Annotated in this window: 24 protein-coding genes; 1 reads left to right on the top strand and 23 read right to left on the bottom strand. The window is 49.8% G+C overall.

The features are described from left to right. Positions 1-467 precede the first annotated feature (467 nt). The 20 genes from GVJ32_RS09635 to GVJ32_RS09535 form a co-directional block, all read right to left on the bottom strand. A complete protein-coding gene (locus tag GVJ32_RS09635; RefSeq protein ID WP_159239826.1) occupies positions 468-851 on the bottom strand; it encodes an Hpt domain-containing protein in 384 nt (127 codons plus the stop codon). A 128-nt stretch (positions 852-979) separates the two neighbouring features. Then, on the bottom strand, positions 980-1,459 hold the full coding sequence (locus GVJ32_RS09630) for a hypothetical protein (RefSeq protein ID WP_159239825.1): 480 nt from the start codon (positions 1,457-1,459) through the stop codon (positions 980-982). A gap of 86 nt (positions 1,460-1,545) precedes the next feature. Beyond that, the gene (locus GVJ32_RS09625; RefSeq protein WP_159239824.1) at positions 1,546-2,073 is read right to left on the bottom strand and encodes a hypothetical protein; all 528 of its coding nucleotides are present in this window, start codon (positions 2,071-2,073) and stop codon (positions 1,546-1,548) included. 74 nt (positions 2,074-2,147) lie between these two features. Continuing rightward, entirely contained in the window at positions 2,148-2,783 is a 636-nt protein-coding gene (locus GVJ32_RS09620; RefSeq protein ID WP_159239823.1) for a hypothetical protein, read from the bottom strand. After that, the gene (locus GVJ32_RS09615; protein WP_159239822.1) at positions 2,783-5,362 is read right to left on the bottom strand and encodes a hypothetical protein; all 2,580 of its coding nucleotides are present in this window, start codon (positions 5,360-5,362) and stop codon (positions 2,783-2,785) included. The genes GVJ32_RS09620 and GVJ32_RS09615 overlap by 1 nt, the downstream gene beginning before the upstream one ends. Further along, complete coding sequence (locus GVJ32_RS09610) at positions 5,362-6,213, bottom strand: hypothetical protein (RefSeq protein WP_159239821.1); 852 nt, start codon at positions 6,211-6,213, stop codon at positions 5,362-5,364. The genes GVJ32_RS09615 and GVJ32_RS09610 overlap by 1 nt, the downstream gene beginning before the upstream one ends. 5 nt (positions 6,214-6,218) lie before the next feature. Beyond that, positions 6,219-7,706: a hypothetical protein gene (locus GVJ32_RS09605; protein WP_159239820.1), complete on the bottom strand. Its 1,488-nt coding sequence runs from the start codon at positions 7,704-7,706 to the stop codon at positions 6,219-6,221. Beyond that, positions 7,703-13,498 carry a phage tail tape measure protein gene (locus tag GVJ32_RS09600; RefSeq protein ID WP_159239819.1) on the bottom strand — a complete coding sequence of 1,932 codons (5,796 nt, stop codon included), beginning with the start codon at positions 13,496-13,498 and terminating at the stop codon, positions 7,703-7,705. The genes GVJ32_RS09605 and GVJ32_RS09600 overlap by 4 nt, the downstream gene beginning before the upstream one ends. Then, positions 13,482-13,847 (bottom strand): DUF1799 domain-containing protein, encoded by a 366-nt coding sequence (locus tag GVJ32_RS09595; protein ID WP_159239818.1) that lies wholly within the window; start codon positions 13,845-13,847, stop codon positions 13,482-13,484. The genes GVJ32_RS09600 and GVJ32_RS09595 overlap by 17 nt, the downstream gene beginning before the upstream one ends. 578 nt (positions 13,848-14,425) lie before the next feature. Further along, positions 14,426-15,373: a phage tail tube protein gene (locus GVJ32_RS09585; RefSeq protein ID WP_159239816.1), complete on the bottom strand. Its 948-nt coding sequence runs from the start codon at positions 15,371-15,373 to the stop codon at positions 14,426-14,428. Positions 15,374-15,375: 2 nt separating this feature from the next. Beyond that, positions 15,376-15,582: a hypothetical protein gene (locus GVJ32_RS09580; RefSeq protein ID WP_159239815.1), complete on the bottom strand. Its 207-nt coding sequence runs from the start codon at positions 15,580-15,582 to the stop codon at positions 15,376-15,378. Then, a complete protein-coding gene (locus tag GVJ32_RS09575; protein WP_159239814.1) occupies positions 15,575-16,021 on the bottom strand; it encodes a phage tail terminator protein in 447 nt (148 codons plus the stop codon). The genes GVJ32_RS09580 and GVJ32_RS09575 overlap by 8 nt, the downstream gene beginning before the upstream one ends. Next, positions 16,021-16,443, bottom strand: coding sequence for a gp436 family protein (locus GVJ32_RS09570; RefSeq protein WP_159239813.1), 423 nt, complete (start codon positions 16,441-16,443; stop codon positions 16,021-16,023). Before GVJ32_RS09570 ends, GVJ32_RS09575 begins: the two co-directional genes overlap by 1 nt. Next, on the bottom strand, positions 16,443-16,799 hold the full coding sequence (locus GVJ32_RS09565; RefSeq protein WP_159239812.1) for a hypothetical protein: 357 nt from the start codon (positions 16,797-16,799) through the stop codon (positions 16,443-16,445). The genes GVJ32_RS09570 and GVJ32_RS09565 overlap by 1 nt, the downstream gene beginning before the upstream one ends. 72 nt (positions 16,800-16,871) lie before the next feature. Further along, complete coding sequence (locus GVJ32_RS09560) at positions 16,872-17,777, bottom strand: Mu-like prophage major head subunit gpT family protein (RefSeq protein WP_159239811.1); 906 nt, start codon at positions 17,775-17,777, stop codon at positions 16,872-16,874. A 36-nt stretch (positions 17,778-17,813) separates the two neighbouring features. Next, positions 17,814-18,215, bottom strand: a complete 402-nt coding sequence (locus tag GVJ32_RS09555) for a hypothetical protein (RefSeq protein WP_159239810.1) — start codon at positions 18,213-18,215, stop codon at positions 17,814-17,816. A gap of 41 nt (positions 18,216-18,256) precedes the next feature. After that, positions 18,257-19,321 carry a phage protease gene (locus GVJ32_RS09550; protein WP_159239809.1) on the bottom strand — a complete coding sequence of 355 codons (1,065 nt, stop codon included), beginning with the start codon at positions 19,319-19,321 and terminating at the stop codon, positions 18,257-18,259. 311 nt (positions 19,322-19,632) lie between these two features. After that, positions 19,633-20,094, bottom strand: a complete 462-nt coding sequence (locus tag GVJ32_RS09545) for a phage virion morphogenesis protein (protein WP_159239808.1) — start codon at positions 20,092-20,094, stop codon at positions 19,633-19,635. Positions 20,095-20,244: 150 nt separating this feature from the next. Then, complete coding sequence (locus GVJ32_RS09540) at positions 20,245-21,537, bottom strand: phage head morphogenesis protein (RefSeq protein ID WP_159239807.1); 1,293 nt, start codon at positions 21,535-21,537, stop codon at positions 20,245-20,247. A 3-nt stretch (positions 21,538-21,540) separates the two neighbouring features. Continuing rightward, complete coding sequence (locus GVJ32_RS09535; RefSeq protein ID WP_159239806.1) at positions 21,541-21,735, bottom strand: hypothetical protein; 195 nt, start codon at positions 21,733-21,735, stop codon at positions 21,541-21,543. Between the two features lie 91 nt (positions 21,736-21,826). Between GVJ32_RS09535 and GVJ32_RS09530 the strand changes: the two genes are divergently transcribed. After that, the gene (locus tag GVJ32_RS09530; protein WP_159239805.1) at positions 21,827-22,168 is read left to right on the top strand and encodes a hypothetical protein; all 342 of its coding nucleotides are present in this window, start codon (positions 21,827-21,829) and stop codon (positions 22,166-22,168) included. Between the two features lie 252 nt (positions 22,169-22,420). Here GVJ32_RS09530 and GVJ32_RS09525 read toward each other — a convergent pair whose 3' ends face one another. The 3 genes from GVJ32_RS09525 to GVJ32_RS09515 are packed head-to-tail and all read right to left on the bottom strand — an operon-like array spanning position 22,421 to position 25,813. After that, the gene (locus GVJ32_RS09525; protein WP_159239804.1) at positions 22,421-22,675 is read right to left on the bottom strand and encodes a hypothetical protein; all 255 of its coding nucleotides are present in this window, start codon (positions 22,673-22,675) and stop codon (positions 22,421-22,423) included. Next, complete coding sequence (locus GVJ32_RS09520; RefSeq protein ID WP_200841385.1) at positions 22,668-24,245, bottom strand: DUF935 domain-containing protein; 1,578 nt, start codon at positions 24,243-24,245, stop codon at positions 22,668-22,670. The genes GVJ32_RS09525 and GVJ32_RS09520 overlap by 8 nt, the downstream gene beginning before the upstream one ends. Further along, positions 24,242-25,813 (bottom strand): terminase large subunit domain-containing protein, encoded by a 1,572-nt coding sequence (locus GVJ32_RS09515; protein WP_159239803.1) that lies wholly within the window; start codon positions 25,811-25,813, stop codon positions 24,242-24,244. The genes GVJ32_RS09520 and GVJ32_RS09515 overlap by 4 nt, the downstream gene beginning before the upstream one ends. Positions 25,814-25,821 lie beyond the last annotated feature (8 nt).

Raw genomic sequence — 25,821 nt, 5'->3', positions numbered from 1 at the left:
AACGTGTCATCGCCGATGGTAGTTTGGGGTTTCCCCATGCGAGAGTAGGTCATCGCCAGGCTTCTAAATAAAACAAAACCCCAGTAGAGCAATCTACTGGGGTTTTGTTTTATTTAGGATTGTGATTATCTGCTGCCACTAAATACTGGGTCCATGTGACAAGCCGTGCACCGTTAGGTGCGGGCTTGGTGCACCGGAGCGCAGCGGAGGTGTCGCGCAGCGATTGCGAGCACTGCTCGCAACACAATGTAGGTCATGCCCACAGCACTCGCTAACGCTTATGGGGCAGGCTTGCCAGGCTTCTAAAAAGAAAACCCCTGCACTCTCACGCTAGACGAGGCGGTAAGCGCAAAGACCAAAATCCGCTAAAACCGTTTAGCGCTAGCGGGGCCTTTACCGAAAATTAGAAGAGTTTGCGTAGAGAGCTTGACGAGCCCTCGTTCCAAGCCAAGCATGCTTCTGCATTCTCAGCTGCGATGCTCGTTAAGGTTAATCGGCATAGCTTTAAAGTCATTGTTGCTTAGCAGTATCTGCAGCTGGCTAAATAGCGGATGTAATTTGGTATGGTCGTCCACGTCGTCTGCTTCTGGATTTAACATTTGCAGTAAAATTAATTCTATTTCTGCACAAATTTGATGTACTTCATCGATGTTCAACATGGCAGATGTGCCTGCGACTGAGTGCACTGCTCGATAGAGTTTGTGGAGTTCGTCGGTATCGTTTTTATTGCTAGAGTTCCACAGGGACATTATCGCCTGCAATTTTTCACTTAATTTAGATATATAGCCTTTTTGCAACTCGGCTAGTTGGGTGTCGATGGACTCGGGGGTGTGTTTATTGTTTGGACTCATAGTGTAGCGCGCCGAAAAATTCGCGACATTGCGCCTAGTTATTTACAACACCAAAATCTAGGCAGCCAAAGGAGCTAACTCGCTTTAAGCCGCCATTAAATGCCGATTAATAGCGGGCTCAGTTACTATTAAACAGCAATGGATCTGGACGTCATATCAGAAGGCAAAATTTTCATCATTTTGTAGAACCCATGCAGCAGAATATATGGCGCATGAGCATAATTATTGAGATTCATGAATTCGCCACTTAGTTTAAGTTGTGATAGCCCCTCTGGAGTCGAAATGACAGTCATTACTTGGTGCTTATAAGTAGTGGGTGAAGTTAACAGGGCGCTAAAATCAACATAACAATCTAGCTGGCCGCTACCATTTACAAAAACACCCCAATTAATTGTCATAAGCCTTCCGCAATACGACACTTTAAATTGCCTATTGTTGAGATCAGGTTCGAAATCCATCGGAATGTCATGAAACGCATCACTCGATATTCGCTCGGATGCCGTTTCATAGAACCGTCGAAACACCTTGTCAAAATGATGGGATACCACAGTCATTCTTTTTAAAGTATTTACGTAGCTCAACTCACTTAATCCATCTATTTCACTCATCACGCATCCTAATAGTATTGAAAGCGGAGAGTATAAAAGGCATTTTTAAAGAAATCACAGTTCTTTACACCACCCCAGACGAGCGATTAAGGCGCATAAGCAACGGCATCAATTGCCGCCTTTGCACCTTCGCTTTCAAGATCGATGGCGGCGAGTTCACACTTTGCTCGTTGCAGCTCAGTAAATTTAACTTGATATGCGCCGCTCACGGCGAGGCAAACGGTTTTTGCTTGCGCTAGCGTTAGTGAGCGGGGCGTGTTTGTAATGTCGTGTAGCGTCACGCTCGTCATTTCGGCCTCTATCGCCATTCGCCGCGCGCCGTCAAGAGCCAGTGATGACTCCATGCCCCCATTCCAAACATAACTTTCTGCAGAGATATCTGCTGCCATATCTACTGACGCCTCAGCAATAATGTCTTGCTTTTTATTATATCGATAGCCCACTAACTCTGCGGGCGTATAACTACGCGTAGACCACTGCTGTGTGAGCACTCCCCCAATAAAATCGGGAGTAACCTCAGTTACTACATCAGCGGCTGGCTGCTCAGTTTCGGCAACCTCAACAACTGTATAATCCTGATAATTAAAATTAGTTAAAATCGCAGGCACAGACACAGGAAATCTTATTCTAATTTCGTGTGCTGAGATTGGGTAAGTGTCAAGCAAACCACCATCTAATAGCGCGTACATCACATATCTCCCGTGTTAGTCGATGGGTAAGCCCTGTCTGGCCCCCAAATTATTCGTAAGCCAGCTTTACCCTGCGCACCAGACGTACTAAATCCCCGACCTGCCCCCCCTCCAAAATCCGCCCCAGCGCCGCCAGTAACGCCGCCGTTTGGCGATGACGCACCAGGCGTATACGTGTTATCCCCCAGTAAATCTATGCCAGACCCGCCTTTGTAGCTCGTCGGCGAAAGATCCCCATTTGCAGTATATTTACCTGCACCCCCAGCATAATAACTAGCAGTCCCTGCCGCCCCCGAATATCCTGCATCGTATCCTTCGCTGCCTGCCAAGGTGCCTGCAAAATTATTTATTGCGGCTTTTGCTTTCAGCAGAATTGTAGCCCCTCTTTGAATAAGAGCGTCGCTTAATATATTAATGCTGAGTGTTTCGCCGGGTGTGACTGCAATATTATTACGCCAAACCAACGCACCGCCTGCACCACCCGTACCGCCACCCGTACCGCCACCCTGCCCAACAGCGACAACACTAATCAAATAAACGCCTGACGGAACTATAAACGAGTGCGCGCTACCGGTTGTGTACGCCTGTTGACCTACGGGCGTACTAACGCCAGCCAACATCATTAAAATGCTCATTAGCCGCCCTCACTAATGCTATGCACATAGCGCCAACTTGTGCCGCCATCGTCAGTGGTTAGCACTAACACATCAACAGCAGAGGTAGAGAGTTGCGGCGCGTCGCCGTCTAAGCTCGCGGGCCATGTGATCGTGTAATTGCCGCCGTTTGTAAATTCAAGAACCGCAACGTAATAGCCGCTGGGCACGTTAGTAAAAGAGATTGTTTTGTTTGTTGTGAATGTGTACCTAAAGTAATTACCAAGCGAGCAGTCGATTACAGATCCTGCCAACACTGTTGGCGCGTAAGTAACAGCAGCCGATATTTGCCCGCCACCGCTTTTAAAATCGCTCTGCCAACCCCTCACGCCAGATGCATTTGTCCCATAAACTTTATTATTACCCGGGCTCGCAGAGTCACCCACAAGCTGCAAATTTGCCGAGTCAATCTCAATACTACGCTTTACACCAGCAGCAGCGGCATCACCAGCATCGCTTATTGTTGCTAAAAGTTGAGTGCCTGTATGATTAGCCCTATTCAGATGATAAGCACTATCCTGCCCACCTAATAAATCACTATTATCAGCCGTGCCATCGATAGCTAAATACGCAGCATCGGCAGCGGTGTTGGTAACAAAATCATCATGGTCGTAAGTAGACTCATGCGTTGATACGGCTGCGGCCCCACCATCTGTCAGCACAAAATCAATCGTACCGTCTGCGTCATCGTAAGTGACCGTGATGCCAGTTTCAGTGTTGCCGGTAAGCATTGCGCCGACGATATCTTCGACTTGCTCAGCATCGATTGTGGAGGGTGTGTTGGTGAAGTTTGTATAGTCTAGGTAGTAGCTAGCGGCTTCACCATTCAACAAAGCACTATCGGTCGCCTTGGCTGTTAAGCCAAGATATAAGGCATCCGCGGAGGTTTCAGTTAGGTAGGTAGAGTGGTCATAGGTGGCCTCGTGTGTCCCTACTGCGGCTGTACCTCCATCCGTTAAGATGAAATCTAACGTGCCATCTGAGTCCTCATAAGTAACTGTAATACCTGTTTCCGTATTACCCGAAACCATACCGCCAATAATATCTTGAATGCTTTCGGTATCTGGAATCGTAGGGGTGCCTGTAAAATTGCTATAAGCCAAATAGTAAGCACCATGTTCTCCGTCTAACGTATCTGCATCAGTAGCAGTAGCGGCATTTCCCGTAGTGTCAGCATTAATTGTGGCAGGAAGGCGGGCTGCATTTAACGTACCTGCATTGATATTACTTGCATTCTGCTGGTTTACATTTTGGACATACCCAAGACCCACATCACCTTTATCCAAAGTGACATCACCGAGCCTTCCTGCAACACTGGTCACAGACTCGGTGTTATCCACCTTATCCCAACCAGATCCATTGTAAATTGCAGAGTCACCTACTTTGAATTCGTGTCCACCGAAGTCACCGGCAACGGATATCTTGTAGTAATCACCCAATTCATTTGGGCCTGATGGGGCGACATCACCAGAAGCGTTATAAGATCCTCGATAGATCAATGCGCCGGTTGCACTAGCTTGTGCTTGGATCGCCCAGTGCCTAGCAGAGTAGTTACTGGTTCCGGTAACAACTGTGTTTTCAGGGTTATTTGCCCACTCTTCGGCAAGATTAGCGGCATCTTCGGCCTGAGCCACCTCGCCAGCCAATGACGCATAAGAGGCGGCGGCAGCATCCGCATAGTCCGAGGCTTTAATAGCATGGTGCTTAGCAGAATACTCACCAGTCGTTACCTCAACATCTTCATCTTCCTCTGCCCATTTAGCTGCCAATTCAGCACTGTCTAACGCCTTGGTCGAGTAATGTAATGAAGAATATTGTCCACCTGAGACAATGACATCTACCGTTTCAGTAGCCCATTTCTGAGCCAAGTCTGCTTGAGTAGTTGCGGTAGTCGCACTAGAAATTGCACTATCACGAGCTGTTTCAGCTAAGCTCTTATCTGTTGCAGCAGAAGAAGCACTAGCCTGGGCATTTGTTTCAGCCGTTTCAGCGTCATCTTTAGCGGACTCTGCGGCAACCCTGTCGGCAGCGGTTGATACTGCATCTGCCGCAGTTGCAGAGGCACTGTCTGCCGCTGCTGTTGCACTGTTGCTAGCCGCCGTAGCGCTGTCTGCAGCCGCAGTGGCACTTGCTGCCGCGTTGGTCGCACTAGTGCCTGCGGCAGTTTCGCTGTCGCCAGCGTTACTCTCACTCGTCGCCGCCGCAGAGGCACTGCTTGCTGCTGCTGTTGCACTGTTTGCCGCTGATGTTGCACTATTACTAGCTGATGCCGCGCTGGATTCCGATTTTGCGCTATGATGCTTTGCTGAATACTTACCCGGCTCAACTTCAACATCCTCGTCGTTGTCGGCCCAGCTTTCCGCCAGTTCTGCGCTTTCACCTACATCTGCCACACTTTCGGCAACACTCACTACATTCTCGGCTACAGCTACCAGCTGCGTTAACGCAGGCACAAGGCGCTCACGGTGCCCATCGTTACCAAGCCCAGTTGTAGGGTTGCCGTCGTCTGTGATTGTTGAGCCATCGCCGCCGACGGCTTCGCTGAACGTTACTGATGCCATTAGATAAGCTCCTTTAAAGTTAAACTATGCGTATGTCTTGCTGCGTCGGGATGCACGACCGGATCGGTCTGCGACACACGTGCCAACATCGTTCGCTGAGTAAATCTAATGTCGACATTTATTTGATGAAAGAAGAGTACTTCGCGACTAACGCCGACTTCGCGCCGCATTCGAAAGAAGCGAGAAAACGCTTCAGCCTCAGAGATCCAATCAAAAGCAATGGTCACTTCACGAGTCTGGGGTTGTTCATCGAAGTACTCTGTTTGATCCAGCGTTTTATCAATTTCAGTAGGGTCGTTTAATCCCCAACGAATTCCGTATGCGAAGTTGTAAGTAGGCTGAAATACATTCGATAAGAACATTCGACCAATCTGAATAAAGCCATCTGTATTAGCCTCATCAACGAGATCGATCACTATTTTTTTGACATACCAATTTTTACCAGCGAGATAAATTGCTTGCGGCGTAAAGCGAGCACGGTCTTCATTAGTCGGCTTGCCCGACCAGAAATTGGAATCTTCCCAGGCTAATTCTGATGTAGAAAATACCGGCAACCAAACATCAACCAGCCCAGAGTCTTCAAGTAGAGCATCTGCAGCGTCATATATTCTAACGCGCCACTGGGCATCTACAGACAAGTTATGACTAATAAGCGCAACAACACCGACAGGCCTGTCGGTGTCTAGTGTTGCGGTAAACTGACAGGTTAAATCCGTTGTTATAGCGCGATCTTTTAATACTCGTGCTTTAATTCTATCGAGTGGGCGAGTAAAAGTTGCCTCAGAACTTAAAGTGCATTTATCAACTAAGTTTGGCCAACATAGCGTCGCTTTGTTTTGGGCAAACGGCATAATTATTAACCCCACAGCATCAAGTAAACGCGATCTTGAATTGCGTCAAGTCGCCAGCCGAGCAAAACAAATGTGCGTGGATAACCTAGCCGTTCGGTGTTAAGCCGCACATTTGCCCCCAAAAATAATGCGCTTATGTCAAAGTCCTCAGATTGAATTTCATCTGTAGCGCGGCGTGGCTTTACTCCGCACTCGGTGCGGTCACGCCTTACTTTTAATAATGGCAGCAGAGTATCGACAACACCCTGTGCTGCGCCAACACTTCGCAGCGGGCTATCTATTATCAGCTCGCCAGCTAATGGGTGACGGGTGCGAACTGCAGTATCTTCCGCTACAGCGTTGCGGTATTCGGTGGTGTAGCGAGCAGGATTAACGGCCGCTTCAGCAAGATCGTTTTGCACTGTGGCTACGCGATCTGCGCGGAGAGTTACTTTAGTAATTGGTAAGCCATTTTCGCCAGAGCCAGTTGCGATTCGGTCTAGGCTCGCAATCTGCCACGTCTCAATAGTGATGTCTGCCGTCGTGGGCGCGGCCAGCGCAACGACACGTATTACTCCGTCTTCGTTTAACGCGTAATAACACCCGCAGCCATGCGCGACAGTTTCAAGAACTAACCTACGTGACATTTCATCTGTCACATAAATACCCACGTCACCAATTGCATTTAGTGCTGCGATATCACTACTGTCAACGACAAAACCTGCATCCGAGACAATCTCGTCAAACACATCGCCCGCGCCCATGTTGTCCCGCGCTGCGTCACACGTTACTGCCTTCCCAGCGGTACCTAGACAAAAATAGCCTTGGTAATCTCGGTACTTTCCAGGATCAGGAGCCACTGCTAGTAAATTGGACAAGCTCGATGCAGATCCTTGATGTGTTAATGTAACACCACGATCCCGCACAGCAGTCACGCTCACATCAGACCCGTCGTGCACTTGATATACTAGCTTCGATGTATTCACGAGTATCGGCGTTGCATTAACAACGCTGCCGAAAACCAGTGGCTTTCTTGTCCCGCCAATGTCAGCCACGGTGCCCTCAGTGCCGTCTGGTAAGATATTAGTACCAGCGTACACATTGCTCTCGATCGCTTGGTCTAGCGCTGCGAGTGGATCACGTAATGAGAAAATCACTCGGTTTCCTGCAAACGTCATGCGCTCGACAGTCGCTGTTAACACTGTTGTAGCAGTACCATTCTCGACTCTGCGCAATGTCATTAATCGTCCATCTACTGCGTAGTCTGCAAGTGCGTTTAATTCACCGTCAGTGTTCAGCAGTTCAACTTGACCAATGCTGGTACGACCACCACCAGGTAACAACACACCGGTATTAGCAAGCACTTGAAATAATGCAGGTTGCGTTAATTTAGGGTCATAAAAATGATGTAAGGGGCCAGCGTCAACTTGCGTGTAATCGCCGCTGGCAAACCGCAATGTAATCAATTCATCACTCGCATCAAGCGCGGCGATATCTACTACCCAGACCTTCATGCATTCACCAACCTGAGTAGCTTAAGCTCGTTTTCAAGTTGATTAACACGATCGTTTAGCTTTTTAAGTTGCTCTATCGACTGTCGCTGTGCAGCTGCTTGAATTTTGGTTTGATGTTGGGTTTCAAGCCGATGAGTGTTAATTGCACTAACAACAGGAGACATGTTAACTGCGGTGCTAAACGGAGTGCGCTGCAACGCTATTGGCCCCGCACCCGAGTTGATAGAATCCAAAAACCCAACGCCGACACTTTTTACTGCCGCAGCATTTATCACATACTCTCCGTTCGATAGAGCTGCGTTGATGCTATCGCTTGTACCCGTACCCGGGCCACTTACGTAACCACCGGCTGCGAACCTCGCGAAACTTGTGCCCGTTTGATTTAACGACGTGACTGTAAGGACACCACCCACTTTGAACTCATATAAGCGGTTGTGAATAGATATAAGCGAATCAGCAATACCGGCTAGACTTAAGCTGGACTGATTGCCGCTTGACTTAATTGCATTAAGCAAATCACCCATTGTGGCATCAGTGCGCAGTAATACGTCTGCATCTACATCTACAGTAGTAGAACCATTAAGTGTATTGAGAATAGCTTGCTGATCAGCAGTAAGTACGCCACCGGTAGCTTGAATTGCTTTCTGAATCGTTGAACTCGCAGCAAATGCGAGGTTTGCAGCTTCCTGCACATAACCAGAGGCTTTAAGTGATAACACCGCAACAGATATTGTTTTGCCGTTTACGAATGCCAAATCGAGCGCCTGCTGACTATAGCCGCTGGCGAGCAATGCGTTCACAGTTTTGGTAATTGAATTGCTTTCTGCAAGAGCTAAGGACTGTAGCTCACTAGGCAGGACATCACCCGACAAATAGTTAACGGTTTTCATTAAAGTACTTGCCGCGGTGAGTGCAAGCTCTCTTAAATCTTCAGGAAAATCGTCAGTATCAGTAACGAATGTAATCAGCTTTTCAATTTCAGACGTCGCGGTGGCAGTCAGCTCAACAAGCAAACTACCACCAAGGCTATCGATAGCATCAATCTGCTCTTGCAATAAGCGCAGCTGAGCTTGCTGGTAAGTTTCAACATCAATACTATTAGCGACACTACTGAGCGTGGCTTTAATCTCAGCAAAGATCGACTGAAACTGTGCGCCACTTGCATACGCCGTCTCGCTCAAACTTAACGCACTGCTTGCGGCGGTTGTAAGCTGCTGAGCAGCTTCAACATCACCGGCCAGCGCTGATTGCGCAAGGTCGCGAAATTGCTGTACAGCAGAGTTGGCTTGCTGCAACGGCGAGCCGCTATAATCGCTTGTCGCTAAACTACTTAAGTATTCTTGTATGCTTTGCGAAACACTTTTAAGTTGCTCGAATGAACGCGCTAACTCAGCATTCGCAGCTTGCTGGTCTCTAACTGCATTAACGTAGTCGTACAGTGAACGATTGCTTGCGTCGAGTTGATCGCGCTCACGACGTCGTAGCTCGGCAGTATTACCCTGCAACTGCAGTAATTGGTTCTCTAAACTTAGGCGCTCATTCGCAATTTCAGACGCTGATTTAAATGCGGGAACAAGAGATAAAATCGCATCAGTAAAAGGTTCAAGGCCTGCCTTTTCAACGTCACTTAGACCGCTAAATAATTTAGCAAGTGCAGACACTCCACCCAGCGCGGCCGTCTCTACAACATCAAGGTTATGCCCAACGTCTGCTAGCGCATCGCGCAACTCTTTGCGGCCGTCGTTCAAGCCCAATGCATTGTCAAAGTCGTACGCGGATTTGGTGTAGTCTTCGAGTTTTGAGTAATAATCATCAAGTAGGTTTGAGGCTCCTGTAATTGCTGTAAATGCCTCTTCACCCGCCAGCGTTGTAGTATCCAATGCTATTACTAAATGCTTAAGGGCATCAGTTGTTGGCGGCACAGATAAACCTAACCGATCAAACATTGACGCGATATAACCTTGGGCTTGAGTGAATTTCTCAGACTCAGTTAAAACCAAGTCAGTAAAGTCGCTCATGTTTTCGGCGTACTTTTCAATACCGCCCGCCGCTACTGCAAGACGGTCTGCTACCGAAAGTAAAGCCTCATCAGATAAATGCGTAAATGAGATGCCTAGCGCATTGCTGGTGTCACGGAATATCGCGACTTGAGTGGCAACGCGAGAAAGTGTTTCAAATAATCCTTCACCCACATTTTGAAAATTAATTAATGACGGTATAACAGTTAGCGCGACGTCATCTGCAAACGCGCTCAGCACCGACTCAATTTCTTTTTGAGCGTCTTCTGCTGACAAGCCTTTGGTCGAAACACTAAGTCCCGCAAAATTATCTAAGTCCGCTGTACTGCCTACGCCAATTAGATCAACAGCAGAAAATACAGATTCGTAAATACTCCCGATTACTTGACCGAACTGGCCGGCGATTTCATCACCCAACGACTCGGTGATAGTGCTGTAGCTGGTTTTTGTACCACTACCTAGCTTTCTTTTTTTGGTGCGAATTTTAGCGTAAGCAAGCGCGTCAACAATGCCGCCATCAATAATATCGGCAATATCGCCGCCAAGGATCTGTAGACCCTCATCAACTTTCTTTGAGCTTTTGGAGCTAATTGCGCTACCAATACTGCCAGCAACACCCCCCATCAAGTCATCAAATTTTTCTGCAAAGCCAGGCATGATGGGGTCAAGAGTATTAATCATAAAATCGCTGACAAGATCGCCAGCCGAACCCATACCTGAGCCGGTTTGCACGCCAATTAAACCGCCATCAAAATCCAATTTACGGCCGAGTAAATTGCCCAATCCAGAAATATTTGCATTAAGCGTGCGCAACTCAAGTAACATGCCATTGCTAACTTGCAAGCCATCTGAGAGGTAGCTCTCCATCAGCTCTAATGACTTAGCCGCGCTTTCAGACTTAGCTGACGAGTCGCCCAATACACGGCCAGCACCCTGGTTTTGTTGAGCTTGTTGCGACGAAGACAATCCGCCACCAGATCCACCACCAAGTACACTTACTCCCAACGCACTAATAGCAGCAATTGTCGCGCCCATCGCCACGATGTTATATGGAAATGGTAGGCCAACCATTGACGAGACAGCCGCCGCCACAGCAGATGATGCAGCTTTAGCACCGTCTGCGGCAACGTGAGCAACTGTCTCGGCTTCAATCAGCCCCAACTTAACGCCAAGATTACTAACCGCAAATGCTAGTTCGGCAGCTCTAAAGGATTGCTCTACTTTTTCTAGGTTTTTGTAGCCGGCTGAACCCTCATCAAAAAACAGTTTGCTCGATGCGGTCATATCCCCGTACAAACCAACTTGAGCAGACTGATATTTTATTGCAGCTTCGCCACGTTTCTTTTCATCGACCTTAGGATCTTGCAGCGCCTTGTTATATAGTTCTTGGGCATTAATCAGCTCTCCAAAGCCATCAACAAATGTCGCTAGAGCTTTGGATGCGTCATTGAATCCTTCAATTAAGCCGTCGCCAATACTCGCATTTAAAAAGGCATCCATTGCGCCTTCGTTGGCCTTAGCAAGTGCCATTGCTTTTTCAGAGGCTTTTTCTTGTGCAGCTTCTACATCGGCAAGTACGTCAACTTCTGATTGATAGCCATCGAGAATACCTTTTTGCTCACGCTGCTGGCGCATCAACGCCTTAGTAAGCGTATCGGCATGGGCGTAGCCTGCAATGAATTTCGCGTCTTCTAGTTCGTAGCCCAATGCCAACAGGGTGTTTTCCTGAGCAACTATTTTTATTTTTTGTATTAATGCTTCAGTGGCTTTATCTATTTGCGCCACAGGGTCTTTTAATGATCCAGCTTCTTCAGGATCATTCTTAGGCTTGGGATCATTAAACGCCGCCAATGTCGCGCTCAGCCTGTCCAGCTCCTCTTTAGTCGCAACAACTTTCGCTGCTGCCCCTGCTGCAGACTTCGTAACATTAGAAAATGCACTTGCCCCAGCTTGAGCCATATTCACACCATCCAGCATCGCGATGGAAGGGTCAAATTGGTTCCACTCGTTTGCACTCGCTGCGGCTTGTATTTCAAAATCGGCTAGTTGAGCTGTCAGTAAATTAATACGCGCTTGAGTCGCGGCTTTGTCCGAACCTTCAATTGCCGCAGTAACTTTCTTAATCGCTTGCTCAGCATCTTTGGCCGTAGTATCAACAAGACCCAGCTCTTCGCGATAGGTGTACATTGCTGTAGCTGCTAATACTGCGACACCTATCGGCCCACCGACTAAAGCAAGAGCACCATTCAAGCCGCGCGCGGCTATGCCAGCGGCCGTTGCTGCCCCCGCATAAGCGGCAGTCGTTGCATTCACTGCAGCTTGGGTGCTAACAACACGCATATTTGCCGCAGCCAATCGCGTTCCTGCGGCGGCCCTAAGATTAAACGTACTGGCAACAGCAAGCGAGCGCTGGGCGGCGAGCTGATCTTGTACGGCACGATGATGGGCAGATTTAGCCAGGGCCACCTCAGAAGCTAATAGCTTATTATTAGCCGCCCACTTGGCAGTAGCCCCGCTGGCCGCAGACACTAAAGCAGCAACTAACTTGCCGCCAATCACGCCGGCAACAAACGTTGTAATATCGCCGACGGTTTCAAGATTTTCGCCAAGGCTTCTGACTAATCCAGTTACATCTTGAACGCCGCCGCGCATATTATCTAACGCACCGGCATCGCCGATCGCTAGAAACACGCCCTCAACAGACGATAAAAACTCTTGCCAATCTCCCGTTAAATTGTCAGACAGAGTATCAGCCATACGCTTGGCGGCACCTTCACTGTCGTTAATTTTTTGGGTAAGGGATTCAAGCTGCGGGATCTGCTCAGTGAGCGCGAGTATTGCCGGGCCACCGCGATCACCAAAAATTGTCAGCGCATCAGCCGCACTAAGATTGGCATTTTTAAGCTTGGTAACAACTTCAGTAATGCTATGCGTCTTAGGATTAAGCCCATCAATAGACAAGCCCATTGATGTCAGTAATCCAGTCGCTTCTTTCGTCGGATTCGCTAACGACGATAGCACTCGGCGAAGGCCGGTACCGGCACTGCCACCCTGAATACCGGCGTTCGACAAAGCGCCGATCGCAGCTGCAGAGTCCTGCATCGATATATCAAGCGCAGCAGCAACGGGGCCCACAAACTTCATGGCTTCGCCCATTTGCGATATATCGGTATTGGCACTCGCAGCGGTGGTAGCTAGCGCGTCGGCAACCTCAGTAGTTCGAGATGCCACAATGTTAAATGCCGACATAATGTTACTTGTTATGTCAGCCGAAGCTCCCAACTCCAAGCCCGCTGCTGCAGCAAGATTTAAGGCTGCTGGCATAGCTAAGATTATTTCATTTGCTTCAAAACCCGCCATCGCGAAAAAGCGCATACCTTCCGCTGATTGGCTCGCACTAAATTTGGTAGTCGATCCCAGTTCTTTGGCAACGGCTTTCATTTCTTCTAGCTTTTCACTAGCCTCACCCGTTACTGCTTTAACACCGGCAATCGTATATTCAAAATCAGCCATGCTTGTAATAGCGTTACGGCCAATTTGATAAGCACCCATCGCCGCCAGAACACCGCTAACCACTTTTGCTTGCGACGCAAGCGTAGTGTATGACGAGGCCAACTCGCGATTAGTTTGCGCGGCAGCAGCACTGGTTTTGCTACTGCGAGAGACTTCGCCTTTCAGGTTGCTGACAGACGAACGCATTCCGTCCACGCCGCGAATAACAAGCTGGTCGCCTTTGAGTTCAACTTGTAATCCGAACTTAACGTTGCTGCTCATCTCTCAACTCTGCAAAAGCTTCTAAGGCGTGATTTTGTAAAACGGTAATATCTCGCCACAACTGGTCAGTCTCTTCTTCGTTTAGTGCGCGGCATTCCGGCATACGTTTTGCGCGAGTCTCAACATCACTCCAACGCAACCCCATTCGTACCACTTCGCCAAGCGGGCTAATCGCGCTGTCCCATTGCCGGCTGCAAGCGAGGAACAAACTAAACGCTGGCCAATTTGCGGCTTGTACCTGAATGCCTTCCGTGGCAATAACTTCTTCCTGGTCTAACCAAGCAGTGTCGGTCTCAGTTGCACCTAGCTGCTTGTACTGCTCACGTATGCGATCGGTGTTTGAGACCATACGCACATTGCCATTTAACTCTCGCCACCCACTTGCCCAGCCTCGGCCGAGGTCATGGAGTTTTTTAGGCGTGCCGCTTCGCCTCCCTGGCTATCTTGATGGGCCTTCATCACCGCTTCACNAATCATCTTTTGTCCAAGCAGCTGACGTTTGGCCTCTTCGCTGTACGCTAAAGGCTTGTCATCTTCGCCGGTTAAATCATCGCGCCAGCCCGTCCAAATACCCATGTATAAATCGACTTGATGACTGGCAATAATTTCTGCTGTGCGCAAACCAGAGGCCTCATTCGCTTCAACATCAGCGGTTACCTGCTTAATTTTTTCTTGCAGGCCAGCAAGCATTTCATTTACTTCGTCCATCTTTAAATGCTTAAAGACGCCAATGAATCGATGCGTTTCGTAATCACCTTCGCCATCTGCGTTAACAAATGGAATTTTCACATCCACGGGCCATTCGTAGTCTTTTAATAATTTGATTGAAAATCCGCTTTTGGGAGTCATGATATTTCCTGTTTTTAAGTGCAATTACAGGCGTCGTAAAACACCTGCAATCGTGGTTTAAATATTGATCAAACCTGCTTACAACCAAGCAAACGTGTAATCGTTACCTTTTGCGGTAGCCAAGATATTGCAGCTCAGCGTTAACATAGCGATGCCTTTTTCAAAGCTGCGATCAACATTCGCAACTTCAACGGCGGGCGCAGCAAACTGAAAAATACGACCTTCGTGGGTCACATCAACACCATGCTGCATACTGAACGCGTCGACGGTGTTGGCGCGGGCAATCTCCCACCAGTTGTCAACGCTCACATCATCTTCGCGGAACTTAACGCTCATAGTGCCCTTGCGAGAAGACTGCACAATCTCTTCTTGACCCGTCAGCGCCAAATACTCAGCGGGCATGCCTTGATCAAAATCAAAGCTCGCACCGTTAAGGCTTACGCCGTGCAAAGTAAAATCTGACACTGTCGACTTCACCCAAGGGAGAGGTTTTAGTGCGCCAGTAAAATCTACACCCGTCAGCCCACCAGGCACTTTGGCCGGAGGCACGTACAAACCGAATCCACTAAACTTAAGCACGGGCAGGCCGGTGGTGCTAAATGCTTTGGTGATCTTGCCGCGCACACCCAGCAACGTATGCTTGTGTACACCAACAAAGTAATGAATCGTACCGCTGTCTTGGTCGCTAGTAGCTATCGTGTAGTCGACTGAGGTGTCTGCAGTCACCACACCAGCATGCGAACTAATTTCGTATACTGCGTTGTAATTAGGCGCGACACCGGCTTCGCCAGAGCCAGCTAGATAAATACCGAATTCCACACTGCAATACGTGTTGATGCGGGCACTGCCTTGGTGGCCTAAAAAACCAACCATATTGTTTAGCTCGGCAACATCACCCTCAAGCGATCGCACCGTAATATCGTGCACTAGCAAAGCTTGTGCGCCAGCCGGTGCAGCTTCAGTGCCGTAAGTACTTTCTACTTTTAAGGCAATGACCTGTTCTTGTTCACGCAATAAAATAGGCATGATTATTTAGCTCCTGTTTTTGCACCGGGCTCGGCGGCTTTGGTGTGCTGACGTAGAGGGCTCATCGCGCCCGTCTCGGGATTAAATGCGTAACGTCCGCCCTGGGTAATTTGCTGCAGCTGCTCAGGCGAAGGACGCAATTTCTTTTTGGGTGCCGCTACGGTTTCAACCTTGGCGGGTGAAGGTGATTTTTCTGTTTGTTTAGTCACTGGTAGGTTCCTCGTAACGGTCAATAATGAATTCGTCTTGGTGCCAGTGGGCACCGCCCGCAAAATCAAACAGCGCTGACGGGCCGCGCTTAAACTGCTGCTCAAATCCGGCTGGCGTCCAGCCATACAGTGCGGCTTTAATCTCTTCGCGCACCAAATCCATTTGCGTGTTGGTCTCATCACCAAGATTGTTATTGGCAACACGAACAACGGTAATTACTGCAATGTGATAAACCACGTTCTGGAGCACACCGTTGCCCACGTCATAAAGATCTTTTTGCGGCACTTCGCGCAAGGTAATGACATAAGCTGCAGGCGTTTGCGGTGGCGTTCTTAGCTCATTGCCTTGGCGTAAATTTGCAAACCCAGCCGCGCCGTATACCGCTTTTAATTCCGACACTTCGCTGCGCAGCCGCGCTTCCACATCGCTACTCAGCATCAGATAAAGTCCTTGCTGTTAGCCCGACCAAAAGTGCGGCCGTCAGACGTCATCTGTGGTAAGCCACCCGTAGCCGGCGGTTGTTCGCTGTCTGCACCCAGACTTACTTTGCCCATCGCGACGTGTTCTAAAAATTTAAGCACTTCGTCGTAGGGCTTTTGCACTTCGTCGGGCTTGTTGTTGGTGTACAGGTTGTAGCGAGCAATCACACAAGCGACACGCTCAAGTACTGTAGGCACCGGAGCAAAGGGCATGCGATCGCGGTAGCGCTTTTCTAAGTAGCTGTCGATCAATGCATCAGCATCTGCAATGGCTTCGGCAACAATGCTGGCATCAACTGCGTTCGCGCCCGTGCGATCAGTTAGCTGTATCAGCTCATTCACACTGTAGCGGCGTTCCAAATCTGCCTGGGCGCAATACATTACTCAGCGTCTCCAGCAACTACTTGCGCATCGATAAAGCCGCGCTCACAAAGTAACTGTGGCTCAGTCATAATCGCTAAAAGCTGACTTTCACTTAAGGTATCGATGACAATGCCATGACCTTTTTCAGTGAACTTAAAGCCGGCTCGGTAGAAGTGCTTAGGGCGTGAGCGCACAAAAATAACTTCCACTTGTTCGCCTGGCTCACCGTTATCCGGTTTTGTTTCTAGCGAAGAATTAATCTCGATGTTTGCCGCACCAACCACAGCTACGGACTTAGCTTCTTCAGCTGCTTTAGCCGCTGCAGGTGCTGATATTGATGCCGCTGTCGTGGTGGGCTTCTTTTTAGCTACCATGTCAAATTCCTAGATTCATTAATGGTTTAAAAAGAGCCGGAGAAATCCCCGGCCAAGCTTCCCAGGTTGTTATTAACCGGCGCCGGTGCTGCCCATGCAGAGCTGCCAGAATCCGTAGCCACCTGCCGCACGCGCCTCTGCACCAAACTTGAAAGTTTTGCGAGAGAACACGTCGTCAGACTCAGGGTCAGTCTGCTTAACAAATACTGGCGCTTTGCGCTGCTGGTAAATGAAGGGTTTAACAGGCTTGGTGGTATCAAGAAGAAACCACGCGGTGGCTGAGTCGAGCCGATCAAGCACAACAACCTCAGCTGTGCCTTTATAGATATTCACCTTGCCGTCTTCTAAGCGGTCGGCCGTCATCAGTGTGCGGGCTTCATCTTCTAAGGCAGGGCCAACCACTAATACGTTTGGGCGAATGCCTAGCGGGCGACCATGCTCATCTTTAAAGCCGCGCATTGCAGTTCGAGCTGCGCCGTAACTTGCCTTTGCAGCCGCCAAGGTCGCGATACTGAATGCCGTGGTGATTTTGTTAGACACAACACCTTCGCCCACTGGGTGATCCGTATCGCAAAAGTACTGACCATCAAAGCACGTAAGGGTGAAGGCACCGTTTACTAGGTCTGCCACAATCTCATCGGGCAATTGCGCGGCAGACTCGCCAGCCATTTCGGCTTGCGGCTTGTAAATGCCAAGCTGGTCGTCGTCGATGTCGTTGCGGTCTACTTCAACAGTGACTTCAAAGTCATCGTTGGTGATGCTGTAGCCGTGCGCAGATAGCGAGTCAACTTGCTTCTCCCCAATCCACTTGCGCATCTTGGGAATCTTACCCAACCACTTATAGTCGTTGGTCTTAGTGGTAGACGGAACCAGCATGGCAATCTTTTGCCACTGCGGTTCTACTTTAGTAAACGCATTGTGGAAGAGTGTATTCAGGCTTTTGAACACCGCATCCAATGTCGCTTTATTAATAATCATGAGTGGTAATCTCCAGGCTATAAAATGTGTTTAGGCTTACTCGACCCAGACGCCATCCGCGTCTAAGCCAACAACAATGCCTGCGACAGAAAGCGACGACTCGTCATCCGTTTTGGCTACGGTCTCGTCGTCTTCGATGTAGCACGGCTTGCCTAGGCTTGCTTGCACAACCGGATCGGTGCCACTGTTAGCAAACTTAAACGGCTGGCCACGGCGCACTAATACCGTTACATCACCATTGGCACCGGCGCTGTTGTCCACGTATTCCTCAGCGCGGCCAAGGTAGGTCAAGGTCGTTGCTGCAGCGCCTGGCACTACAAAGCCGCTTGCATTCGCCGCGACCAGTGCGCCCGCATAAATCGTGGTACTTGCGGCAACAGGGAAAGCCAACAAGGTGCCCAGCTTTGTGGGCGTGTTGCGATCAGCAGATAAAGCCATGATCAATATCCTCTAAAATTTAATGGGTAATTACGGCGCGTTTAAATAACGGTCGCGGGGTCTAGTCCAAGCTGGGCACAGCAAGCAGCCAACTCATCTGATGGCGCGTCTTTTTTATCGCCACGGTCTTCGCCGTTGGTTTGCGTACCAGACAGCGCCGCAATCGGCTGGGCGTTTTCTAGATAGGTGCTCAGACTTGCCAAATTGTGATTACCCAAATCTGTCGCCCATTCTTTTTGTGCGGGCAGCAGCTTCTTATCTGCAATACCCGCAGCCACCATTTCCGTTACCTTGTCGGTATTAATAGAAGTGGTCAGCGCAGCCACTTGGCCTTTCAGCTCTTCAACGACCGACACCGACACGTATTTAGCAGGGTCTGGTTTACCGGCAGACTCAAGCTGCGTGGTCAATGCGGCCACTTTTGCCTCCGCACCCGTGGCCTTGTCAGCCATACTCATTAGGTTGCTAACAGCGCCCATTGCATCTTCTTCGGTTGCGTCTTCAGCTAAGCCAAGCTTTGCAAGCAGCTTCTTTAATAGTTCGTTCATGACGGTATCGTCTCCGGTAACGTTTTGTTGGGGAGTAAAAATCGTGCTGGCAGCGGCAAGGATCTCGTCCATGCCATCCAGCGCGGGGAAGTTGGTGATCGCCGCCATAAGCAGCTGAGAAACATCGCCGTTGGCGTCGTGATAAAAGACCGGCGAAATAAAACGGTATTCTTTGTTCTTAACGTACTCGGCGGCTTTCGGTGTCCACTTAACATCAGTGGCATACAGGCCATCGCCTTCACGCCATTCAAGCGCAGTGAACCAACCCGCAGCGGGTGCAGGCGTACCGCTTTTATCGGCGTGTAGAGTCTGGTGGTTGTAATCAATCACGAAGGGCGTATTGCGGGCATCAGCCAACGCTATAAGTTGCTGTGCCACGCTTGCATCTATGCGCCATGCGCCAATCCCTTCTGGGCGGCCGTCACGCGCACGGAATTCCCCAGCAGGGAAAAGCTGGATTTCAGATCCGGCGTTAATTTCGACCGTAGATGCGCAAACCGCCAACGAAAGCTGGAGGGCGGTGGAGCAAACGGCAATGGCGAGGCGGTGTTTTTTCATGACCCCATTGTTGCGGAGTCATCGGGGTCGAATAAGGTGAAGCGCTTCAGCAGAGGGGAGGGTGTGGCTGAAGGCGAACACAGAGTAGCCCAACGGCGTCAAACTGGCAATTTCAAACTTGCGGCCACAATCGCCTTGTGTGCCAAATTAGCCAGCGATGCGCTACCGTTGCCGCCAGCCAACCCACAAAATTCAATACAAGCAAATTTAAACACCTTTTAAACAGGGTCTGGGTTCTGGTCTGGGGTGTGGTTTGCCATTCGCGGCCCATTTTGGCCATTTTGGCTAGATCGTTTCTGCTATCGTTGCTCTCAGAGCGATAGGTGGCGTTTGATGATATCCACAACCTTGTCGCGGTGATCGGCCGTGAGTCCGGCATATGGTCGCGCCGGAATCTTTACCTTGCGGTTTTTACCCGCCATACCACCAAAGTGGTGAATAGCGGCATAGGGCTTATTACTTGATGCCACCGCATGCCGGTTAGACCAACTGGGCGCAAAGCTCGCGGCTAATCCGCCCTGGCTAATCTGTAACATCTTGCCCGGCCACGTTCCTGCCTTAATCCGCAGGGCAGTCGTCACGGCAGACAACGGCTGCCACACTTCGCCGGTCTCTGGGTCAGCCTCTTGGTCAAAGCTTTCTTCAATACTGTCGGCCAGCGTTGCCGATATCGCTCGCATGGCGGGCGTCATGTCGTCCATCTGACCAAGCAAGTGGCGCAATGCCGCTTCGACATCATCCCCAACAATGCTAATGGCGATTTCAGTGCTCATGGCTTATACTCCCCAATAAGGATCTGTGGCAAATAATCTCGCTGCGAATGCCGCACCTTCGGGTGTGCCCTGTGCCTGGCAGGGCGGTGTAACCACGCTAGTGATGCGAGCCTAGCGCACAGACCCCATCGGGCTATCAGGCGCAGCCCACTATTTTTCAGCACGCAGCACCTCTCCGGTTTTTAAATCTTTATCCCGCGTACCTTCCCGCACTGGATGATAGCTAACCAAAAACAGCTCATTATTTTCAGTAGCCTTAAGCACCAATCGATAACGCTGCTCTTCAGCCAAATGATAAAAAATCAAATTTTGACCATTACGCACCACGTCTGTCGCGTTGTTTATGGCGCTTTGAATTTGCTGGTAGCTGTTTAAGCTCACCGGCTGGCCCGCACGGTTTATTAACTGCTTGGCCAAGGTGTCTTCGCTTAACAGTACTTGGTTAGTGGCTATGCCGATGTCGGCTTGCAAGGCAGGATCAACAGACGCCACCGGCAGCCACTCTTTAGATAAATATGGGCGTGTGTTTTTTAGTATTTCGGCTTGTTTTAGGCTTGGGAACTCGGTAGCCACACGGTTCACAACCCCTTCAATACGGCGATAAAAGTCTTTGAACGGCGGGCCGCTTACCGCACCTTCAATATATTGTTTAGCGGTTGCGTAAGGGTAGTTATCTAAGTCTGGCTGCCAATGCGCCGCGCCTGGGTTATAACTCCAGCCCGCACCTGGCTTAAACGTGTTGCCGCCACCAAGGTCGTAACCCGTCACGGGCTGCGTTTCGCCGGTGCGCTTGCTGACTAGCTCCCTTGACTCACTCAGTTTGCCGTCAGAGGTTTCAACCGTCAGGCCTTTTTGCTTAACCTGCTTTTCAGTAAGTGCTCGCACGCGGCAACGGCAACCCCAGTCATTGGGCGGGTACATACTTTGCCAGATCGGATCGTCCCAGCGGAACACGCGCTTGTTCATGGCGCGGTGTTTGTCACGGGTGGCGGTATCGTCAATCGCTATGTACTGCCAGTACGGCCGCTCGCTCGCATTCTCTGCCATGCCTTGCCAGCGGCCTGCCATGTACGCGGTTTGCAGGTTAGTGCCGTAAATGGTTTTTAAACGGCGCACGCTGCCAAGCTGAACTTGCTCGGCCACGCCTTTTGAATCGACAACAACCTGCTTACCCCACCAACCCTTATTGCGCAGGGTAGGTTCAAGGTCTTTTTTGAAATCGGCAAAGGTAGTGCCATTGGCAATAGCGCCATCGACCGCGCCGCGAATATCCTTCAGCACATCTAAGCGTGCCACTTTGGCCACGGTGAAGGCTTTAGCGTTAGCCTCTTGGAAGGTGTCGTACCAGTTCCACGAGATTTTATGGCCTTTCATACGGAAGTACTCCACGGCTTTAGCGGGGGCAAGGGTGAAGGCGTAGCCTAGGTCTACTGGTTCAGGCATGGTCTATTCAGCTTCGTGTAGGGTTATATCCCGCTGGCGGCCAGACTCAATTGTGATCTCTCTTTTAGGATCTTCGCCATTCATAGCTAAACAAGCTTCTACCAAGCCAACAAAAATCCCAGTAGCTAATGCCAATGCTCCATCAACATCATTACTTGCCAACTCTTTAAATCCATTTGCTAATTCATCTTTGGTCATGCTGACTCACTCCTCAATTAACTAAACCAATCATCAACTGCCCTAAATGGCGTATATTTCGACCTTTTACTTTTCGAGAGACTTTTTGCTCATGGACCCAATCATCACTTTTCTAATGACATTGCTAGCTGTTGTTGCCGCAATAGCTATGGCAGCGAAAAATATTGCTGAGTACAAACTGGCCAAGATCAAGCTAATGAGCGAAGCCAAACAAAGGAGCACTGACAATACTGCATCAAACAGCCGCCACTTCACCTCTAGAGCCAACAACCTTGGTTCACTGCTCGGCTTACTTGCCATTATCTTATCCATTGCTAGTTTGTACCTCACCTCAGTGACTTCGGACACAGCGCCATTAACAGCAGGTAAACTTGCCTCAATCGTTGAGAGCGTCCTGATCTTTATGAGTGGTGCTTACTTATTAACCCGCTGATTGCATTCAGCCAAAACCAAAACGTGAGGCCGTATATACACAAGCCACCAATGCCAGCAGCGAATTGTTGCCAAGCATTGAAATCAGTGTGACTACAGAGTTCGATCAAGGTCTCAGCTATTGCCGGCAATATAAATCCCGGCATTAAATACACGCTGCTTATTAACCAGCTCAGCCAATCTTTCGGTTTCGTCGACTCATTAGTGGCCGATGACACCTGTGGTTTATGAGCACTACGGTCAGGACGATTCATCACTGCACCCGTTTCGGCACGATCTTTTCAGCATCAGATATAGCCCCCCGCAAGAAGTCCTTTTTAAACTTCTGCCCCTCCATGCCGTGGATAGTCTTTGCTGCCAATAGGCAGATCATCTGCACAAAGCCAGCAAGCTCGTCGTCGCTTTTGCATCCTTGAATGCCCGTGTGAAATGCATCAAACGCCACTTGGTGGCCTTGCTTCATTTTCTCTTTGCTCCGGTTCATGAGCTTCTCCAGTTCATCAGGCATTCAACCGCCCCCATGTCTCCGCCACAAAAAACAAGCGCGTCAGGGTGTCTTCTATCGCGCTCACGTCTAAGTCTGGATAGAGGTCACTCAGGTCATCCTGCAGGGCCTCGTAACTGTCACCGGCTTGAATACGTGCAATCAATGGCGCGAGCATTTGTTCTGCCTGCAGTTGTTGTTGCTCTGGCGGTATCTGGTTTAACACCTCATCTAATGTGTTTTGAGGGGTCGGTAAACGGGCGTTAAGCGCAGCGAATTGATAGCGCGTTGCCAGTGTCGCCTGATTAATTCCGTCAGCCACTGGCCGCAATACAGCCTCGCCGTTTTCAGGTTTGGGGATGCCCAGCTTCTCATGTGCGTAGCTAACTGGAACTTGAACGCCAATGCTTACCAGTTTTGGCAAAGCGTCAGCATAGGCCGCCATGTCTTCTGGTTCACTGGTGTCAAACACAAAGCGCGGCGCATTGCGCATGCCGTTTATGCCTGGCAAGTTAAGTGCCGCAATGGGGTACAGCAGGTCGCGGGTAATGGTGGCGGCAATTTGCTTTAGGTCGCCGTCGCGAATATCCATGCGCACTTCGTTGTGGACATTACCCAAAGCGTTGGTGCTGCTTTTGCCATCGGCCTGACTGGTGAGCGTTTGACCTATGATCGCCTTACTTTGAGTGCGTTCACAAAAAGCAATCATCGATTCAAAGGGGCCGCTGGCTCCCTTGGCCGCTTCAGTAAATTCAATGTCCATGCCGTCTGGAATAATGCCTGCAGCATTGTGGCCAATGCCGACCACCGCTTGCATGAGCGTCCATTTTTCTTGCTCGCCAGCACCGCTAGGGTATTTCCCCAGCCGCATTGGCAGCCCGTAAATTTCCAAGAACTCTGCCAGATCCCGCACGCTGTAATTTTTAAATAAGTACGGCCACGCCAGCACGCGCACCAAGCCCGCTCTGGTCACGTAGCCGGGCTTGGCTTTGTGTACGTGAGAGATCCAGCCAAAGGGCCGTAAAGATTCGCCCATGCCGGTCTCATTGCGAAGGCGAAGCGAGTTGCGATTCTCTTGCGGCGTCATAAACCAGCTAGATGGTCGGTGCTCAACACGCACGGGTACCAGATACCCTTCAACCAGCTCCCATTCCAATTCAAGGTTTGAATAGCCGTGGCCGATCGCATCTGCCATGTCCAAAATGATTGATTCGATGTCGGGTATGTTTTGAAACAGGTCTTCTACAAATTCCGCATTGCGGGTCGCTCTCGCGTCAGCCCCTTTGGGCGGCACAATGCTCCACGGCACATTAATCAAAGAGCGACGGCGTTTGCCCATTTCAGCAAAGATATGGCCGTCTTTTTCTTCCATGTCTTCCATCAGTTCGCACTGGTCTACAAGATTACCTTGCTCGGCATCTTGCATAATGCGGGCGACTTTAGAAGGTGTTAAACCACGGCTTGGATGCCCCGCAAAAGTCTGATTCAAAAACCCCAGCGCACTGCGCTCGGTTTGCTGTTCTTTAAGATCCGGCACGGTAAACGGTCTGCCGTATTGGTCGACGATTGTGCTGGAGCGATTCACTTTAATCACCACGCGCCTCCTTTTGATATTTGCATATCGCTGTCATTGTCTATCGCTTCCCATTGGCTGCGTTTATTTGGGGCGGGTGTCCAGTCGATTTCACCACCGTCTTCAAAGCTGGCGGCATAGGCCAAGGCCAATGCGATCGCTGCATCGCCGTGACGTTGTTTGTCTTTGGTGCCGGTGTTTCCCTCGGGGACTTTGGCGATACCTTTGATGACCTGAATGGCGCGTAGATCGCTGGCGATCTCATCGTCTTTAGGAATGCGGATACCATCGTCTTCAAAGCCCGCTTTAAAGCGTGGCATATTCTCTAGGTACCATGATTGGGAGAGCATCACTTCGTCGGTACGACCGGCACCGTATTTATACTTGGCTTGCTCGGCGAGATACTGGCCATTGCCCCGCGCATCTAGTTTGAGTTTGCATAAGCGTGGCAGACGATCGCAGATGAAATACAAAATCTGTTCTTGCTGTTTGAACGGTACGTTTTGCAGCTCAACAATAAACGGCACACGGCGCATCAAATCGGCTTCAATCGCCATTGGAGCCATAATGGTTAAGTCGCCATTACGGGCAAAGTCTTCACCAAAGGCGTGGCGTAACACCGGATTAAGCGTGGTTAAAATGGGCAGTAAATGCTTGTTACACCAATCTTCAATTTCAGCATGGCGTAGATGCTCAGGCCATGCATTGAACTCGGCGGTACCGGAATAGCGAAACACCGGCGCGTCAAACATGCGAGACTCAACCAAGGCGCGTGACAGATATGCACCGCCGCCAGACTTGGGCACGCAGTAATATTCTTCTTGGGCATCGTCTGCGCTCGCGGTGTTTTTAAGCAAGCCAGCAACCCACTTAGCCTCAGCGTCTGCAGACCATACCTTTTTGGTGATCTGACAGATCCGCTTATACAAACCCTGCCGGCACGCATCGTCTAAGGTAATACGGTGTACGCTGTAGTCTTTTTTCTTGGCGCGGCTGTCATTGATGATTTCATTGAAGAGATTGTCGACGCCGTTATGCGTGCTGATTAAGCGGACTTTACTGCCCCACATAGTCAGTGCCAACGCTGCCTTGAGTACTTCGGCTAGCTGCTCGTGAAACGCAGCCTCATCGATAGTGACATTACCTTGCATACCACGCAGGTTAGACGGCCGTGAACTCAGCGCCTGTACTTTAAATCCACTGGCAAAGTTAACGACAAAGGTAAGAATGTCTTTGTCTTCATCGATCAGGATTTCTTCTTCAATCTCGCCGGCCGCTTGATCAAACAGCTTTGCCCACATTGCAACCGCGTCTATAAACTCCCGCGCCATTTCTTTGTTAGAGCCAACATAGAAGTGATTACAGCCACCGGCCGCACGCGATGCGCCGGCGCACAACGTGGCGTCGGCCGCTTCAGCCCAGGTTAAACCTGTCCGGCGCGACTTCTCGGCAATCTTGAGCTGAGAATCGTCTGCAACCCAGTCGCGTTGGTATTGCAAAAGGACTTCGTTTGCGTCGAAGTCCTTATACCAGTTCGGGTCGTTGACGGTTCCACCGCCAAGGACTTTGCCAATGCCGATGTCGGTCATTTATTGAG

It is taken from the genome of Zhongshania aliphaticivorans (assembly GCF_902705855.1).
GTDB lineage: Bacteria > Pseudomonadota > Gammaproteobacteria > Pseudomonadales > Spongiibacteraceae > Spongiibacter > Spongiibacter aliphaticivorans_B.
Note: the sequence above shows the minus strand (reverse complement) of the source record. Positions and strands in the feature narration are given on the sequence as shown.

Coding starts and splice junctions, on each gene's coding strand:
- GVJ32_RS09635 (WP_159239826.1), bottom strand. CDS start 851: ATGAGTCCAAACAATAAACACACCCCCGAGTCCATCGACACCCAACTA.
- GVJ32_RS09630 (WP_159239825.1), bottom strand. CDS start 1,459: ATGAGTGAAATAGATGGATTAAGTGAGTTGAGCTACGTAAATACTTTA.
- GVJ32_RS09620 (WP_159239823.1), bottom strand. CDS start 2,783: ATGAGCATTTTAATGATGTTGGCTGGCGTTAGTACGCCCGTAGGTCAA.
- GVJ32_RS09615 (WP_159239822.1), bottom strand. CDS start 5,362: ATGGCATCAGTAACGTTCAGCGAAGCCGTCGGCGGCGATGGCTCAACA.
- GVJ32_RS09610 (WP_159239821.1), bottom strand. CDS start 6,213: ATGCCGTTTGCCCAAAACAAAGCGACGCTATGTTGGCCAAACTTAGTT.
- GVJ32_RS09605 (WP_159239820.1), bottom strand. CDS start 7,706: ATGAAGGTCTGGGTAGTAGATATCGCCGCGCTTGATGCGAGTGATGAA.
- GVJ32_RS09600 (WP_159239819.1), bottom strand. CDS start 13,498: ATGAGCAGCAACGTTAAGTTCGGATTACAAGTTGAACTCAAAGGCGAC.
- GVJ32_RS09595 (WP_159239818.1), bottom strand. CDS start 13,847: ATGGTCTCAAACACCGATCGCATACGTGAGCAGTACAAGCAGCTAGGT.
- GVJ32_RS09585 (WP_159239816.1), bottom strand. CDS start 15,373: ATGCCTATTTTATTGCGTGAACAAGAACAGGTCATTGCCTTAAAAGTA.
- GVJ32_RS09575 (WP_159239814.1), bottom strand. CDS start 16,021: ATGCTGAGTAGCGATGTGGAAGCGCGGCTGCGCAGCGAAGTGTCGGAA.
- GVJ32_RS09570 (WP_159239813.1), bottom strand. CDS start 16,443: ATGTATTGCGCCCAGGCAGATTTGGAACGCCGCTACAGTGTGAATGAG.
- GVJ32_RS09565 (WP_159239812.1), bottom strand. CDS start 16,799: ATGGTAGCTAAAAAGAAGCCCACCACGACAGCGGCATCAATATCAGCA.
- GVJ32_RS09560 (WP_159239811.1), bottom strand. CDS start 17,777: ATGATTATTAATAAAGCGACATTGGATGCGGTGTTCAAAAGCCTGAAT.
- GVJ32_RS09555 (WP_159239810.1), bottom strand. CDS start 18,215: ATGGCTTTATCTGCTGATCGCAACACGCCCACAAAGCTGGGCACCTTG.
- GVJ32_RS09550 (WP_159239809.1), bottom strand. CDS start 19,321: ATGAAAAAACACCGCCTCGCCATTGCCGTTTGCTCCACCGCCCTCCAG.
- GVJ32_RS09545 (WP_159239808.1), bottom strand. CDS start 20,094: ATGAGCACTGAAATCGCCATTAGCATTGTTGGGGATGATGTCGAAGCG.
- GVJ32_RS09540 (WP_159239807.1), bottom strand. CDS start 21,537: ATGCCTGAACCAGTAGACCTAGGCTACGCCTTCACCCTTGCCCCCGCT.
- GVJ32_RS09535 (WP_159239806.1), bottom strand. CDS start 21,735: ATGACCAAAGATGAATTAGCAAATGGATTTAAAGAGTTGGCAAGTAAT.
- GVJ32_RS09530 (WP_159239805.1), top strand. CDS start 21,827: ATGGACCCAATCATCACTTTTCTAATGACATTGCTAGCTGTTGTTGCC.
- GVJ32_RS09525 (WP_159239804.1), bottom strand. CDS start 22,675: ATGCCTGATGAACTGGAGAAGCTCATGAACCGGAGCAAAGAGAAAATG.
- GVJ32_RS09515 (WP_159239803.1), bottom strand. CDS start 25,813: ATGACCGACATCGGCATTGGCAAAGTCCTTGGCGGTGGAACCGTCAAC.